This is a genomic window from Streptomyces sp. BL1 (assembly GCF_057628045.1).
Genome location: NZ_JBXYWZ010000002.1, coordinates 2692099 through 2708413, shown reverse-complemented (window position 1 = coordinate 2708413; position 16315 = coordinate 2692099). Strand labels below are relative to the sequence as shown.

At 72.5% G+C, this 16315-nt stretch carries 11 protein-coding genes; 9 read left to right on the top strand and 2 right to left on the bottom strand.

The genetic code is table 11. From position 1 onward, the window contains the following. Nucleotides 1-6 precede the first annotated feature (6 nt). From AC3AGO_RS11840 to AC3AGO_RS11805, 8 genes are all read left to right on the top strand, one after another. Nucleotides 7-1359: an ABC transporter substrate-binding protein gene (locus AC3AGO_RS11840; protein ID WP_487820124.1), complete on the top strand. Its 1353-nt coding sequence runs from the start codon at nt 7-9 to the stop codon at nt 1357-1359. Continuing rightward, nucleotides 1356-2300, top strand: a complete 945-nt coding sequence (locus AC3AGO_RS11835; RefSeq protein WP_487820123.1) for a carbohydrate ABC transporter permease — start codon at nt 1356-1358, stop codon at nt 2298-2300. Before AC3AGO_RS11840 ends, AC3AGO_RS11835 begins: the two co-directional genes overlap by 4 nt. Further along, a complete protein-coding gene (locus AC3AGO_RS11830; protein WP_487820122.1) occupies nt 2297-3238 on the top strand; it encodes a carbohydrate ABC transporter permease in 942 nt (313 codons plus the stop codon). The genes AC3AGO_RS11835 and AC3AGO_RS11830 overlap by 4 nt, the downstream gene beginning before the upstream one ends. 323 nt (nt 3239-3561) lie before the next feature. Then, nucleotides 3562-5697: a phosphocholine-specific phospholipase C gene (locus tag AC3AGO_RS11825; RefSeq protein ID WP_487820121.1), complete on the top strand. Its 2136-nt coding sequence runs from the start codon at nt 3562-3564 to the stop codon at nt 5695-5697. 191 nt (nt 5698-5888) lie between these two features. Next, a complete protein-coding gene (locus AC3AGO_RS11820) occupies nt 5889-8273 on the top strand; it encodes an MMPL family transporter (protein ID WP_487820120.1) in 2385 nt (794 codons plus the stop codon). Continuing rightward, a complete protein-coding gene (locus tag AC3AGO_RS11815) occupies nt 8200-8841 on the top strand; it encodes a hypothetical protein (RefSeq protein ID WP_487820119.1) in 642 nt (213 codons plus the stop codon). Before AC3AGO_RS11820 ends, AC3AGO_RS11815 begins: the two co-directional genes overlap by 74 nt. A 243-nt stretch (nt 8842-9084) precedes the next feature. Beyond that, nucleotides 9085-9336: a hypothetical protein gene (locus AC3AGO_RS11810; protein ID WP_487820118.1), complete on the top strand. Its 252-nt coding sequence runs from the start codon at nt 9085-9087 to the stop codon at nt 9334-9336. Between the two features lie 7 nt (nt 9337-9343). After that, a complete protein-coding gene (locus AC3AGO_RS11805; RefSeq protein ID WP_487820117.1) occupies nt 9344-12478 on the top strand; it encodes a helix-turn-helix transcriptional regulator in 3135 nt (1044 codons plus the stop codon). Between the two features lie 105 nt (nt 12479-12583). On the opposite strand, the gene AC3AGO_RS11800 is transcribed toward AC3AGO_RS11805, so the two are convergent. Then, nucleotides 12584-13750, bottom strand: coding sequence for a PQQ-dependent sugar dehydrogenase (locus AC3AGO_RS11800; RefSeq protein WP_487820116.1), 1167 nt, complete (start codon nt 13748-13750; stop codon nt 12584-12586). 76 nt (nt 13751-13826) lie between these two features. Next, nucleotides 13827-14834, bottom strand: a complete 1008-nt coding sequence (locus AC3AGO_RS11795) for an aldo/keto reductase (RefSeq protein WP_487820115.1) — start codon at nt 14832-14834, stop codon at nt 13827-13829. 80 nt (nt 14835-14914) lie between these two features. Here AC3AGO_RS11795 and AC3AGO_RS11790 point away from each other — a divergent pair, with 80 nt between their 5' ends. Continuing rightward, entirely contained in the window at nt 14915-15889 is a 975-nt protein-coding gene (locus AC3AGO_RS11790) for a 2-hydroxyacid dehydrogenase (RefSeq protein WP_487820114.1), read from the top strand. Nucleotides 15890-16315: the final 426 nt, after the last annotated feature.

The following is a 16315-nucleotide window of genomic DNA, read 5'->3' as shown; positions in this document are numbered from 1 at the left end:
CTCCTGATGCGCTCCGCCCGAACGTCCCCTCTGCTCGCGCTCCTCCTCGTCCTCACCCTGGGCGCCGTGAGCGGCTGCGGGCAGGCCCCCGTCCGCACGACGGCCAACGACCTGACGCTGCAGGGCCGTCCGCACGGTCACCTCACCGTTCTGGAGAAGTGGGCCGACCCGCAGTACGCGCCGTACTTCAAGAAGATGGCGCGCGAGTACGAGAAGCGGAATCCCGGCGTCAGCATCGATCTGCAGGCTGTCGGCGACCAGCCGTACAAGGACCGGATCGCCGCGCTCGCCGCGTCCCGCGACCTGCCCGACATCTATTTCGCCTGGCCCGGCCAGTACGCGGGCAAGTTCGCCGACGGGAAGCTCGCCGCCGATCTCACGAAGCAGCTGAAAGGCACCGCGTGGGGGCGCTCCTTCAGTCCGGACGCCCTGCACGCCTACCGCTACGGCGGACGGAACTACGGCGTGCCGGTGACCCTCGACGGGAAGGTCTTCGCGTACAGCAAGCGGATCTTCCGCAAGGCCGGGGTGCACGGAAAGCCGCGCACCTTCCCGCAGTTGCTGGACGCCTGTGACCGCATCAAGGACGCGGGCTACGTACCGATCACCTTCGGCAACCAGTTCGGCTGGCCCGTCGGCCACATGCTCACCCAGCTGAACGCCACGGAAGTGCCGGCCGCCACCCTGAAGCGGGACTATGCGACGCGGCACAGCGGTACGTTCCGGCACCCCGGCTACCGGCGCGCCTTCGAGAAGCTGCGGCAGCTGAAGCAGCGCTGCTTCGCGCCCGGCGGCGCCAGCCAGAGCCACGAGAACGCGCAGGCCCGGCTGGTCTACGGCAAGGCCGCCATGCAGTATCTGGAGACCATCGAGTTCCCCTTCCTCACCGAACAGGGCGGCGCGCCCGCCTCGTTCGCGCACGACTGGGACTTCTTCCCCATGCCGTCGGGAGCCGGCAGCGGGGGAGACCCGCGGGCCGTGGCCGGCGGCACCGACGGGCTGATGGTCTCCAACGCCTCGCCGCACAAGGCGCTCGCCGTGGACTTCCTGAAGTTCCTCACCGCCCGCCCGCAGGCCCGCCGGATGGTGAAGGAACTCGGCTGGCTCAGCGCGGTGAAGGACACCTCGGACGCCGGCACGGTCCGCGGCCTCGGCGCCGCGCAGCGGATGCTCGACCGGCGCCGGATGTCGGTGTGGCTCGACACCCGTACGGACAACAAGGTCGTCAACCCCTATCTGGCCGCGGCCGATTCGGTGCTGGCAGGCAGTACCACCCCGGACGGCGCCATGCGGCAGGTACGGGACGGAGCCGAGAAGGCGTACCGCTTCTCCGCGCAGAACCGAGGAGGCGCACGATGACGGCACTGCCCGCACCGCGGACCGCGGAACGCCGTACGGCCGGCGGGGCCGGCGCGGCCCGTACGGTCCGCCGGATCCGGCACGCGCTCTGGGCGGCACCGGCCCTCGCGCTGATCGCGGTCTTCGTCTACTACCCGATCGTCGAGAACCTCCGGCTCAGCCTGCTGAAGTTCAGCGTCTTCCAGCCGGGCACCCGGTTCGTCGGCCTGGACAACTACGTGCAGGCCTTCGAGGACCCGGTGTTCTGGAAGGCGCTGGTCAACAACCTCTTCTTCGCGGCCACTTCGGTCACCTTCCAGGTCGGCGCGGCCCTGGTGCTCGCCGCGGTCCTGGAGGAACTGGTCGGCCGCCGGCTGGGCGGACTGCTGCGCACCCTGTACGTCGTCCCCGCCGCCGTCTCCATGACGGTTGCGGGGCTGCTCTTCCAGTTCCTGCTCCAGCCCGACCCCGGCCTCGTGAACAGCCTCCTCGGCGGAATCGGCCTGGAAGCGCTCCAGCACGACTGGCTCGGACAGCCCGGCACCGCCATCTGGGGCGTCATCGGGATGAGCCAGTGGCAGTCGTTCGGCTACACCACACTGCTGCTCACGGTGGCCGTGCAGCGCATCCCGCGCGAACTGTTCGAGGCCGCGTACGTGGACGGGGCCGGCCGCATCCGTACCTTCTTCACGGTCACCGTGCCGATGGTCCGTCAGATGACCACCCTGCTCATCATCCTCACCGTCTCCGGGGCGTTCCTGGTGTTCAACGAGGTGATGGTGATGACCGGCGGCGGCCCCTCCAACTCCAGCCAGGTGCTCGGCACATGGCTCTACACCAGTGCCTTCACCGGCGACGACATGGGCTACGCGGCGGCGGTCGGCACCGTGCTGTTCGTGCTCACCTTCGTCGCGGGTGCGGCACAGCTGTACTACTCGCGGCGGAAGGCGGTCGAAGCATGAGCCTCACTCTCGACGGCGAACGGCACCGGGGCCGGCAGCAGGAGACCGGCGGCACCCGGAAGGTCCCCGCACCCCGTACCGGCGGCCGCCGTGGGAGCGGCGTCTCCTCCGTACGGCAGCGGCCCGGCGTGCTGCTCCGGGTGTTCGCGTACTGCGGGCTCGCCGCGCTCGCGGTGGCCGTCCTCTACCCGCTGTGCTGGATGGCGCTGTCCGGTCTGAAGACCAACGGCGAGCTGTTCTCCGCCCCTTGGTCGCTGCCGTCCGACCCGCACTGGGACACGTACGCGGAGGCCTGGAACCAGGGCGTGCTGCGCTACCTCCTCAACAGCGCGCTGGTGACCAGCGCCAGCGTGCTGGCGGTCGTGCTCATCAGCGCCTGGGCCGCGTACGGGCTGACCCGGCTCGACATCCCGCTCGCGCAGCCCGCGCTGCTGCTGGTGCTCGGCGGCATGATGCTCTCGCCGACGGTCGCCCTCGTCCCGCTCGCGCAACTGCTCCAGGCGCTGCACATCTACGACACGTACTGGGCGCTGATCGTGCTCTACACCGCGTTCAAGGTGCCGTTCACGACGTTCCTGATCCGGGCCCATCTGATGAGCCTGCCCGCCGAGGTGGAGGAGGCGGCGCACCTCGACGGGGCGAGCCGCTGGCAGACCTTCTGGCGGGTCGTCGTGCCCATGTCGCGGCCCATCCTGGTGTCGGCGGCGATGCTGCAGACGCTGTTCTGCTGGAACGAGTACGCCTTCGCGCTGGTCTTCGTGACCGACGACAAGCTGAAGACACTGCCCGTCGGCCTCGCCGACATGGCCGGCCGCCTCAACTCAGACTGGCCCATCCTCTTCGCGGGCCTGACGATAGCGGCCCTCCCGATGATCGCCGTCTTCCTCCTCGGCCAACGCCACTTCATCCGAGGCCTGGCCGAGGGCGTAGGCAAATAAGGGGCGCGGGGAACTGCGCAGAGGGGCGAAGCCCCGAAAAGGGGCGCGGGGAACTGCGCAAACCCCAGCGCAAGCCGCACCCGCGCAGCATCCGCACGCAGGCACAAGAGGCGGCGCTTGTAAGGGGCGCGGGGAACAGCGCGAACAAGGGGCGCGGGGAACGGCGCGGAAAGGGGCGCGGGGAACTGCGCAACCCCGGCATGGGCCGCCCCCGCAAGGGCCCCGTTCACCGCGCGGACGCCAGAAGGATTGAGGGAGGTCACCCCGCGTGGCTACCGTGCTCACGCTTTCACCACATCCCCCACCCCCCACAGGAGCCCCTCATGGCCCCGGACATGACACGCCGTCGAGCCCTCACCCTCGCCGCAGGCGCAACGGGCACCGCCGCAGCCGCCTCGCTGCTGCCACCCTCGCTGCGCCAGGCGATCGCGGCCCAGCCGGACGGGCCGGACGGGCCGGACGGGCCGGACGCGGGCACGGCCGGCGGGCTGGACGGGATACGGCACGTGGTCGTCCTGATGCAGGAGAACCGGTCCTTCGACCACTACCTCGGCATGCTGCGCGGCGTCCGCGGCTTCGGTGACCGCAACGCCGTACAACTGCCCGGCGGCAAGAGCGTGTTCGAGCAGCCGGGCGCGCTCGGCGTCGGCACCGTGCTGCCGTTCTCCGTGCGCGAGGCCGCCGAGAAACAGAAACAGGAGCTGCAGTACATCGGCGCCCTCGACCACTCCTGGGGCGGCGCCGTGAAGGCCTGGAACAAGGGCTGGTCGGACAACTGGGTGACCGCCAAGACCGCGGCCACCATGGCCCATTACGACCGCAAGGACGTCCCGCTGCACTACGAGCTCGCGGACACGTTCACCGTCTGCGACGCGTACCACTCGTCCATCCACAGCTCCACCAGCCCCAACCGCAACCACCTCGTGAGCGGCTGGACCGGCTTCGAGCCCGGCGGCAAGGGCCGGGCGGTCAACAACGACTGCTACGAGGAGGACACCCACCCCGGCTACGACTGGACCACCTACCCGGAGCGGCTGGAGAAGGCCGGCCACAGCTACCGGGTCTACCAGGAGTGGGACAACTTCACCGACAACAACCTGGAGTTCTACGCCACGTACAAGGCGGTGATGAAGAAGGCCCTCGCCAAGGTCGACGGCGTCACCAACATGACCGCGTACTACGGCAAGCTGAAGGACGCGGACGAGGCGGAGCGCAAGGAGCTGGACGGCAGGCTCCAGGAGGGCCTGAAGGCGCTCACCCCGGTGGAGCGGCGCACCTTCGACCGGGCACTGTTCCGCGGCGAACCGGGCAGCACCGCGCGGCAGTTCGCCGCCGACGTGGCCGCGGGCGAGCTGCCCGAGGTGTCGTACATCGTGCCGTCCGAGGCCGACAGCGAGCACCCCGGCGGCTCCTCGCCCATCCAGAGCGCCACGCTCGTCTACAAGATCCTCGACGCGCTCGGCAAGCACCCCGAGGTGTGGCGGCACACCGCGCTGTTCCTCACGTACGACGAGAACGACGGCTTCTTCGACCACGTGCCGCCGCCCGTCCCGCCGGAGGGCACCGAGGACGAGTTCTGGGAGGGCAGCCCGACGGGGCTCGGCATGCGCGTGCCGATGACCGTCATCTCGCCCTGGACCGTGGGCGGTTACGTCTGCTCGCAGGTCTTCGACCACACGTCGATCATCCGGTTCCTGGAGGAGTGGACCGGCGTCCGCGAGCCCAACATCAGCGACTGGCGGCGCACCGTCACCGGCGACCTCACCGCGGCCTTCGACTTCGGCCGCGGCCGGAAGCTCCCCGAGGCCGAACAGCCCGGCCCCGTACCGGAGTTCACCCGCCGCTGGCACCCGCTGCCGCCCGCCGACCAGCGGCTGCCCCGCCAGGAGGAGGGCACCCGGCCGGCTCGCGCACTGCCCTACCAGCCGGACGCCGACGGCACGTTCGACGCCGGCGCCGGGGTGTTCCGGCTCGCCCTGCGCAACGGCGGCGCACAGAGCGTCCACTTCACGCTCTTCCCGTACGCGAAGGAGTACGAGACGCCGCGGCACCACGACGTGACCGGGAGCGCGGGCGCCCGGGTGCCGGTGCGGGACGGCGCGTACGACTTCACGGTGACCGGGCCGAACGGGTTCCGCCGCGAGTTCGCCGGCAGCGCCCGGGGAGCGGCGGCCGGAGCACAGGTGGGCACCCGGCTCGACGCGGAACGGCGCGAGCTCCACCTGACTGTCGCCAACAAGGGGAAGCAGGAGCTCACACTGACCCTGGAGCCCCTCGCGTACAGCGAAGCGAAACCGCGCACCGTCCGTGTCGCCGCGGGCGCCGCCCGTACGGTCGCGCACTCCGCCGACGGTGCGCACGGCTGGTACGACCTGCTGCTCACGGCGCGCGGCGACGACACGTTCCGGCGCCGTCTGATGGGGCACATAGAGAACGGCGACGAGTCCGTTTCGGGCTGATCCGAGGGACGGCGGAGTCCGGTGCGGAGCCCTGCGCAGCGATTTGTGGGTATTGCCACAACACTCACAAAGGATCATTTCGGGCTGTAATTCTGCACCGGACACATCCGCCGCATGACCGCGCTCGGCACCCCCGCACCCCCACTGGGACGGGCCGCTCGACGCCCCCGACCCGGAGGAGGACGGCCGTCATGACCGCCCTTGCCCACTGGTGCCTGCGCCGCCGCAGGCTCGTCGTCGCCCTGTGGCTGGCCGTCCTCGTGGCGGTCGGCACCGCGGCGGGACTGACGGGTTCGGCGTACTCGAACGACTACGAGGTGCCGGGCACCGAATCGGGCCGCGCCACCCAGCTCCTGGAGTCCGGATTCCCCGACAGGGCCGGCGACAGCGACACCGTGGTCTGGCACATCCGCAGCGCCGGAGCGGACGCCGCCACCTCCGTCGTCGAACAGCGGATGGCGGGCACCCTCGACGAGCTGGCGAAGCTGCCCGGCGTCGCCGCGGTGCACAGCCCGTACGAGGCCGGCGGCGCGGGACAGATCAGCGCCGACTCCCGTACCGCCTACGCCTCCCTCACCTTCGACGCGCCCGCCGACGAGCTGGACGAGAAGCAGGTGCAGGCCGTCGTCGACACCGCCAAGCAGGCGGAGGGCGGCCCCGCCGGGCTCGAAGTGGAGCTCGGCGGCGCGGGCATAGCCACCACCGAGGGCATGAGCGGACACCTCAGCGAAGCGGTCGGACTCGCGGTCGCCGCGGTCGTCCTGCTGCTCGCCTTCGGCTCGTTCGCGGCGATGCTGCTGCCGCTGATCACCGCGGTGGTGAGCGTCGGCACGGCCACGCTCTCCATCGGACTGCTCAGCCGGGCCATGACCGTCGCCGACTTCGCGCCCATGCTGGGCACCCTCATCGGGCTCGGCGTCGGCATCGACTACGCGCTCTTCATCGTCACCAGACACCGCGCGGGCCTGAAGGCCGGACTGCCCGTCGCGGAGGCCGCGGGACGGGCCGTCGCCTCCGCGGGACGCGCCGTCGTGTTCGCGGGAGTGACGGTCTGCATCGCGCTCCTCGGCATGCTCGTGCTGCGGCTCGGCTTCCTCAACGGCGTCGCCATCGCCGCCTCGCTCACGGTCGTCCTCACGGTCCTCGCCTCCGTCACCCTGCTCCCCGCCCTGCTCGGAGTGATCGGCCCCCGAGCCCTCAGCCGCCGCGAACGGGCCCGCCTGCTCAAGGGGCGCGGGGAACTGCGCGAAAAAGGGGCGTGGGGAACTGCGCAAACCACAGCGCAAGCCGCACCCTCCCGCGCAGGCCTGGCCGCACGCTGGTCCGCCTTCGTAGAGCGCAGGCCCCGCCTGCTAGGCGCCCTCGCCGCGACCTTGATGGTCGCCCTCGCGCTCCCCCTCGGCGCCCTCCACCTCGGCACCTCCGACCAGGGCAACGGGCCCGCGCAGAGCACCACCCGGCAGGCGTACGACCTGATGGCGGACGGCTTCGGGCCCGGCTCCAACGGCCCGCTCACCCTCGTCGCCGAGATCGACGGCGCCGCCGGCAAGGTCGCCTTCGACGAACTGCCCGACCGGCTGCGCGGCAGCTCCGGCGTGGCACAGGTCTCGGACGCCGAGCTGAACACCTCCGGCACGACCGGCGTCATCACCGTCGTCCCCGACAGCGCCCCGCAGGACGAGAAGACCTCCCAGCTGGTGGAACGGCTGCGCACCGACGTCCTCCCGGAAGCGTCCGAGGGTAGCTCCCTCCAGGTGCGGGTCGGCGGACTCACCGCGAGCTACGACGACTTCGCGTCCGTGATCCTCGGCAAGCTGCCGCTGTTCGTGGGCGTCGTCATCGCCCTCGGCTGTGTGCTGCTGCTCGTCGCCTTCCGCAGCATCGGCATCCCGCTCAAGGCCGCGGCCATGAACGTCCTCGCGGTGGCCGCCTCGTTCGGGATCGTCATCGCCCTCTTCCAGTGGGGCTGGGGCAGCGGCGCGCTGGACGCCGTCGGCCTCGACTCCCTCGCCGGCACCCTCGGCGGCGGCGGGCCCATCGAGCCCTTCCTCCCCGTGATCATGGTGTCGGTGCTCTTCGGGCTGTCCATGGACTACCAGGTCTTCCTGGTCAGCCGGATGTACGAGGAGTGGCGCAGGACCGGCGACAACGCCCGCTCCGTACGGGTCGGCCTCGCCGAGACCGGCCGGGTCATCAACTCGGCGGCCGTCATCATGATCGCGGTGTTCGGCGCGTTCGTCCTCAGCGGCGACCGGGTCATCGCGATGTTCGGCACGGGGCTCGCCGCGGCCGTGGCACTCGACGCGTTCGTCCTGCGTACGCTGCTGGTCCCGGCCCTCATGCACCTGCTCGGCGGCGCCAACTGGTGGCTGCCCGGATGGCTGGAGAAGCGGCTCCCGCGGGTCAGCATCGAACCTCCGGAAACCCCGGACATCACGATTCCGGAACAGCGTCCCGCGGTTCTCATGGGAAATTCAGGTATGGCCCTTACGGTCGGGCCTCATGGCTACCGAGAGCAACACCAAGACCGAGCAGAAGAAGGCGGCGGACTCCGCCGCCGAGCCGAAGACCGATGAGCGCGCCGAGGGCACGGACAAGACCGAGCCGCAGGACGCCGTGAAGGTCACCAAGACGGCCACGGCGGAGAAGTCCGGCAAGGACGAGCCCGCCGCGGAGTCCGAGGCCGTCGCGCACGCCGGGGACGAGGACGACCTGCTCCTCGACGACGCCGACGAGTCCACGGAGCGCCGCGGCGGCATCTTCGCCGGCGCCGCCGCCATCGTCAGCGCCGCCCTCGGCGTCGTCTCGCTGAGCGGCACCTCGCTCGGCGAGATGATGCAGGCGCGCAAGCAGCTCATGGGGCAGATCCAGTCCCAGATGGGCGGCGGTGGCGGCGACCAGATCCAGTCCATGTACGGCGGCCCCTGGCACATGACCGCGGTGTTCAACGGCGGCTTCGCCCTCCTCGCGGTGCTCGTCGGCGGCGTGGTCCTCGCCGCGCTGTCCGGCCGCGGCCGCAGCACCGCCGCCTGGGTCCGGCCCGTGGCGCTGGGCGGCCTGATCATCGGCGTCATCGGCATCGTGGTCTCCGGCGGCATGTTCCTCGACCTCTTCGCCCCCGCCCCCAAGCTCCCCGGCCAGTAAGCACACCGGCCGTCGCGCCCCGGTGAACGGGCCCCGCCCAGGCGGGGCCCGGGGTGTCCCCGTACGGGTCCCGGCCGCCTGTCCGTCCGCGGCCGCGTACCCGTCTAAGGCCCCCGGGGCGCGGGACTAAGGCACCGGGGGCGTGCAGGCGGGGCACGTGGCCGATGTGGCGGGGCCGCCTGGGCGAGCAGTGTGGAGTCATCGCACACAGCGATGACGACACCACCGCCCAGGGAGCCCCTCATGTCGCACAGCCACTTCGCCCACTACAGCCACGAAGCCGCGTTCCTCCGCATCGCCGACCTCCGCCGCGCCGCCGCCGCACACGAGCTCGCGGTCCGCGCGAAGAACACCGGGGCCGAGGACGCCAAGTCCGCGGACGGGACGCACAGTTCCGGCGCCGGGCCCCGCTCCGGTACGGGAACCGGCGGCGCGTCCCGGTCGCACACCTTCCGGCACCGGAAGGGCCGTTCACGGTGGATCAGGGCCGCGTGACCCGCGGATGTCAGTTCCCGCTGTCATTCTGGACAGCGTGACCCCGTACTCCGCACAGGCCGGATTCCCCGCGCTCAGCCCCGTGTTCGTCGGCCGTGAGGCCGAGCTCGCGGCGCTGGACGACGCCCTCGACCGGGCCGGCCGGCCGGATGCCGCCGAGCCGCAGTCGCTGCTGCTCGGCGGCGAGGCCGGGGTCGGCAAGACCCGGCTGCTGGAGGAGTTCCTCGCCCGCGCCCGTGACCGGGGCGCGGTCACCGCCACCGGCGGCTGTCTCGAACTGGGCGCGGACGGCCTCCCGTTCGCGCCCTTCGCGACGGCGCTGCGCGGACTGCACCGCGCGCTCGGCGGCGCGGAGCTGGCCGCCGCAGCGGGCGGCCGGGAGCAGGAGCTGGCCCGGCTGCTGCCCGACCTCACCCGTCCCGAGCCGGCCCCCGGCACGCCCTGGCCCGAGGGGCCGGGCCCCCGCGAGCCCGCCCATGTCTCCGCACACGACGAACAGGAGGCGCGGGCCCGCCTCTTCGAGCTGACCGCTCAGCTGCTGGAGCGCCTCGCCGGGTCGCGTACGGTCGTGCTCGCGATCGAGGACCTGCACTGGGCCGACCGGTCCACCCGCGAACTGCTCGGCTATCTGCACCGGTCGGTCCGCTCAGCCCGGCTCGTGCTCCTCGCCACGTACCGCACGGACGACATCCACCGGCGTCACCCGCTGCGCCCGTTCCTCGCCGAGCTGGACCGGCTGCGCACGGTCGGCCGGATCGAGCTGGCCCGGCTCAGCCGCGCCGGGGTGCGCGCCCAGATAGCCGGCATCCAGGGCGTGCCCGACCCCGAAAACGCCCTGGTGGAGAGGGTGTTCGAGCGCTCCGACGGCAATCCGTTCTTCGTCGAGGAGCTCACCGCGCACCGCGGGGCGCACGCGGAGTGCGGCATCAGCGACTCCCTGCGGGATCTGCTGCTCGTCCGCGTCGAGGCGCTGCCGGACGATGCACAGCACGTGCTGCGCATCGCCGCCCAGGGCGGTTCGCGGGTGGAGCACGCGCTGCTCGCCGCGGTGTGCGAACTGCCGGAGGATGCCCTGCTGTCCGCGCTGCGCGCCGCCGTCGGCGCCAACATCCTGCTGCCCACCGAGGACGACGAGGGATACCGCTTCCGGCACGCGCTGCTGCGCGAGGCCGTCTCCGACGATCTGCTGCCCGGCGAGGGAGCCCGGCTCAGCAGGCGGTACGCGCGGGCGCTGGAGGCCGACCCGTCACTGGTGCGCGCGGAGGAGCACGCGACCCGGCTGGCGCACCACTGGTACCACGGCCGCGACGCGGCGCGCGCCCTCCCCGCGGTGCTCGCCGCCTCCGTCGCGGCCCGCCGCCGGCACGCCTTCGCCGAGCAGCACCACATGCTGGAGCGTGCGATCGAGCTGTGGCACGAGGTGCCCGAGGACGTCAGGGACGCGCTGCGGCCCATCGACGCCGCCGAGGTCTATCCGGCGTGCGCGGCCGAACCGGGCGCGGAATCCCTGGCGTTCACGGACCTGCTCGCGGAAGCCGTCGTCGCCGCGCGCGCCGGCGGCGAGCTGGAACGCGCCCTCGCGCTCACCCGGCGCGCCCTCGACGGCATCGACGGCATCGACGGGCAGGGCGTCGACAGTGACCGCGATCCGCTGCGCGCCGCGTGGTTCTGGATGCAGCGCTCCCGGCTGACCGAGGATCTGGGCCGGGGCGACGGCTGGGACGAGATCGGCCGGGCGCAGGAGCTGGTGCGCGGGCTGCCGCCGTCCGCCGTGCACGCCGAGGTGCTGGCCGGCGCCGCCGGCTGGGGCATGATGCACCATCCCGGCGTCGACGCGATGACCACCGCGGTCCGGGCCGTCGAGCTGGCCCGTACCGTCGGGGCGACCACCACACGGCTCCAGGCCCGCATCACCCTGGGCACGCTCATGGCCGACGCGGGCAACCTCCGCGAGGGCCTCGCCGAGATGGCCGCCGCCCGCGAGGAGGCCCTGGCCGCGCACGAGTTCGGGATCGTCGCGCGCGCCGGCGTCAACATCTCCGCCGAGCTGGAGAACTCCGGCCGCTCCGCAGAGGCGGCGGCAGCCGCGGCCCTGGCCGCCCGGGTGGCGCTGGAGCACGGCCAGCCCAACCACGCCTCGCTGGCCCTCGCCAACCAGGCCGACTCCCTGCTGGAGATGGGGGAGTGGCAGGAGGCGGAGCGGCTCACCGGGCAGGCCACGGTGGAGGCCCGCAGCTCGCTCACCCGGACGTGGGCGGCCCTGATGACGGCCCGGCTGGCGCGGCTGCGCGGGCAGTCGGAGCTGGCCGCTGCGGCGGCGGTGACCGTACGGGAAGCGGCCGGGATGCGGATGCCGCCCCAGTCGGCGGTCCCGCTGCGCCACATCGAGCTGGAACTGGCCTACGGGCGCGGCGACTTCGCCGCCGCCCGGCTGCTGCTGGAGGAACAGCTGGAGCTGGGCTTCCCGCCCGGTACGCACCGGCACGGCTGGCCCCTGCTGCACTCGGCGGCCGTCGGCGAGGCGGAGCTGCGCGGACTGCCCGCGGCGAAAGCGGGCCGGGACGAACTGCTCGGCCGGCTGCGGCAGTCGGCCCGCCGCCTCGCGCACCCGTCACCGGTGTGGGCGGCGTACGCGCTGCTGGTCCGGGCCGAACTGGGCCGCGCCGAGGGCCGGTCCGCGGTGGACGACTGGTCGGAGGCGGCGACGGCGATGGCCGGCGTGGAGCGGCCGTACCTGCTGGCGCTGGTGCGGCACAGGTGGGCCGAGGCGCTGGTGGAGTCCGACGGCGACCGCGCCCGCGCCGGCGAACTGCTGGGCCAGGGCCGGGAGACGGCGGAACGGCTGGGCGCCGCACCGCTGGTGGAGGAGATCGCCGGGCTCGCCGAGCGGGCCCGGCTGTCCCTGCGGGACGACTGCCCCGCGCCGGAGGAGACGCCGGACCCGGAGCCGTTCGGGCTGACCCGGCGCGAGCGGTCCGTGCTGCGGCTGGTCGCGGCGGGCCGCAGCAACCGGCAGATAGCGGAGGAGCTGTTCATCTCACCGAAGACGGCGAGCGTCCACGTCTCCAACATCCTCGCCAAACTGGAGGTCTCCGGCCGCGGCGAAGCAGCAGCCCTGGCCCACCGCCTCGGCCTGCGCTGACGCTCGCGGCGCGGCACCCGGACCTGCGGGGCACTCCACGTGCGCGGCACCGGCAGCCGCCGGGGCACGCGCCGCGCGGGGCACCCGACACCCGTACCGGACGGGCTACTTGACCTTCAGTTTCAGGATGCGGTCGTCGCCCGGTTCGGGCGAACCTCGGGAGTCCGTTTCGTTTGTGACCAGCCACAGCCCGTCGCTTCCGTCGGACACGACGGTCCGCAGCCGTCCGTACTTCCCGCTGAGGAAGGACTGCGGCTCCGCGGCCGGCTCCGCGCCGTTCAGGGGGATGCGCCACAGCCGTTCGCCGCGCAGCCCCGCCATCCACACGGAGCCCTTCGCCACGGCCAGTCCGCTCGGCGAGGAGTCGGCGGTCCGCCACTGCTCCACGGGGTCGGTGAAGCCTTTCCCGCCCTCCTTGCCCTCGGTCTCGGGCCAGCCGTAGTTCCGCCCGGGCTCGACGCGGTTGAGCTCGTCCCAGGTGTCCTGGCCGAACTCCGCGGCCCACAGCCGCTTGTCCGCGTCCCAGTCCAGTCCCTGGACGTTGCGGTGGCCGTACGAGTAGACGACCGAGTCGGGGAAGGGGTTGCCGCGCGGCGGCGGTTCGCCCTCCGGCGTCATCCGGAGGATCTTCCCGCCGGGCGACTTCTTGTCCTGCGCGAGCATCTGGTCCCCGGTCTCCCCGGTGCCGGCGTACAGCATCCGGTCCGGACCGAAGGCGATACGGCCGCCGTTGTGGACCTCGCCCCGGGGAATGCCCTTGAACACCGTGTCGGGGGCACCGAGCTGGCTGCCGGGGTCCTTCTTGTCGTCGTACAGCATCCGCGCGATGCGGTTGTCGGACTCCGTCGTGAAGTACGCGTACACCATCCGGTCGTTGCCGGGCTGTACGGCGATGCCGAGCAGCCCGCCCTCGCCGCCCGCCGAGACGCCGGGCACGGTGCCGAGTTCGGTCTTCTTGCCGTCGTCCCCGCCGATCCGGAAGATCTTGCCGGTGTCGCGGGAGGAGACGAGCAGGTCGCCGCCGGGCAACGGGGCAAGCCCCCAGGGCGACTTGAGCCCCTTCGTGACGGTGCGCTCCACCGTCACGGACCCCTTGGCGGGCGCGGGGGAGCGCTTGCCGGTCGGGGCGGCGGACGAGGAGGGCGGCGCGGAGGAGTCCTCCGCGGGCCCGTCACCGCCCCCGCCCTCCGACGAGCAGCCCGCGCTCAGCAGCAGGGCTGCGGCGATCCCGGTCAGGAGATGTCGTCTTCGCGAGAACGTCCAGGCGGCCATGGACCAACCCGACCGCACCCCTGCCCCGGACGCAACCCCGCCCCCGTACGAAACCGGGCCGCATCGCCGGGCCCCGTCAGTCCCAGGAGCCCTGCGCGGGCGGGAGGGCGGTGAGTTCCGTCATGTCCTCGGCGGTCAGCGTCAGCCGGTCCGCGGCCGCGTTCTCCACGGCCCACCGCGCCTTCTTCGTCCCCGGCACCGGCACCACGTGCCGCCCCTGCGCCAGCACCCACGCCAGCGCCACCTGTGCCTCCGTCACGGCGTCCCCGTGCCGCCGCGCGACCCTCCGCAGGCCCGCCACCAGCGGCTGGTTCGCCGCCATCATCTCGGCCGTGAAACGCGGATGCCGCGCCCGTACGTCGTCCGGCTCGAAGCCGCCGCCCGTCGTGAGCGTGCCCGTCAGATAGCCGTTGCCCAGCGGCATCGCGGCCAGCAGCCCGACGCCGCGGGCCTCGCACCACGGCACCAGGGAGCCCACCGCCTCCCGCGCGCCGAGGGACAGTTCGGCCTGCACGCTGCTCACGGGGAACACCTGCTGTACGCGCTCCAGCGTGCGTATCGTCGCGCTGTGTATGCCCGCCGTTCCCGAGCCCGCCCGCCGGTCGGCCCGCGCGCCCACGGCGCAGAAGCCCAGCGAGCGCACCTTGCCCGCGGCGACGAGTTCGGACATCGCGCCCCACGTCTCCTCGACGGGCACTTCAGGATCGGCGCGGTGCAGCTGGTAGAGGTCGATCACATCGGTCTGCAGCCGCCGCAGCGACGCGTCGCAGGCCCGTTTCACATAGCCGGGGCGGCCGTTGGCGACGATGTGCTGCTCGCCGGCGAGCAGCCCGCACTTCGTCGACACGAAGGCCTCTTCGCGCCGCTCCTTCAACACCCGCCCCACCAGCAGCTCGTTGGTGAAGGGGCCGTACATGTCGGCCGTGTCCAGCAGCGTCGACCCGGAGTCCAGCGCCTCGTGCACCGCGCGCAGCGACTCCTCGCCGTCCTGCTCCGACGTGGAGTACGCCCAGCTCATCGGCATACAGCCGAGGCCGACCGCGCCCACTTCGAGGGCTGCCGCACCGATTGTCCTGCGCTCCACCTGGAAGAGCTCCCTCCTGACCGGCCCCCAAACTAGCGGGTGCCTCCGACGGCCTCCGTACAGCATCTAGCCTGGCGACCATGGTCACACCACGTTCCGCAGACACCGCCCCCGAGGCCCCCGCCGAGGTCTGGCTCCCCGTGCCCGCCGACGAGATCGACGGCCTCCCCGACTCCCTGACCTACCGATTCTGGGACGGCGCCGAGGAGTTCCCCGCCGACCCGGCCCGCTGCGGCTTCTACGTCGTGCCGTACATGAAGGGCCCGGAGATCGCCGTACGGCCCCTGGAGCACATGACAGGGGTGCGGGTCGTGCAGACCCTCACGGCCGGCATCGACCACGTCGCGCCCGCCATTCCGGGTCTGCCCTCCGGCACGGTGCTGTGCAACGCCCGTGGTGTGCACGACGCCAGCACCGCCGAACTCGCCCTCACGCTCACCCTCGCGGCACTGCGCAACCTGCCGGACTTCGTCCGCGCGCAGGACAACGGCAGCTGGGAGCCCGGCATATACGACGCGCTGGCCGACAAGTCCGTGCTGATCGTGGGGTACGGGGCGATCGGCTCGGCCGTCGAGGACCGGCTGCTGCCGTTCGAGGTCGCGGACGTCACCCGCGTCGCCCGTACGGCGCGCGACGCTTCGCGCGGGCCCGTACACGCGCTCGCGCGCCTGCCCGAACTCCTGCCCGCCGCCGACGTGGTGATTCTCTGCACACCGCTCACAGAGGAGACCCGGGGCCTCGCCGGCGCCGACTTCCTGTCCCGGATGAAGGACGGCGCACTGCTCGTGAACGTCGCGCGGGGCGGCGTCGTGGACACCAAGTCCCTGCTGGCCGAGCTGGATTCGGGCAGGCTGCGGGCCGCACTGGACGTCACGGACCCCGAGCCGCTGCCCGCCGACCATCCGCTCTGGCACGCACCCGGCACGCTGATCACACCGCACGTCGGCGGGCCCACGACCGCCTTCCTGCCGCGCGCCAAACGGCTGTTGTCGGCGCAGCTGAACCGCTGGGCCTCAGGAGAACCCCTCGCACACTCCGTTGCCGTGGCAGAGTGACGGGACCGGCCTGGCAGAACGTCAGAAACCGGCCCAGGGACGCCTTTCGGCGCCTCCCGCACCCACAACGCCCCTGGTCGTCACGGTCCGTATCGTAACTATGTCCCTGAGTGACGGATCTGGTGTATCGTCCCGACGGGGGCGTTACCCGGACTCGAGGGGGGCAGCGGGCGAATGCACGGCCACAGGACTAACCTCCGACCCCGGACTAGGCAGCGTGCGCACCGCGCACGGTGCGCGCTGCGGGGCGCGCAGCCACCGAGGGCGAAGAATCCCCCGGCTGCCCGGGCGGCACGATGAGTGCCCACGGCGCGGCCCCGGAGCAGGGCCGGTACTGGACGCAGACCCGGCCGCAGTCGCACCACGCCGCGGAGGACACCGGAGGAGCCGGGCGCTCCTCCGGTGACGCCTGGAGTTCGCGGGGCG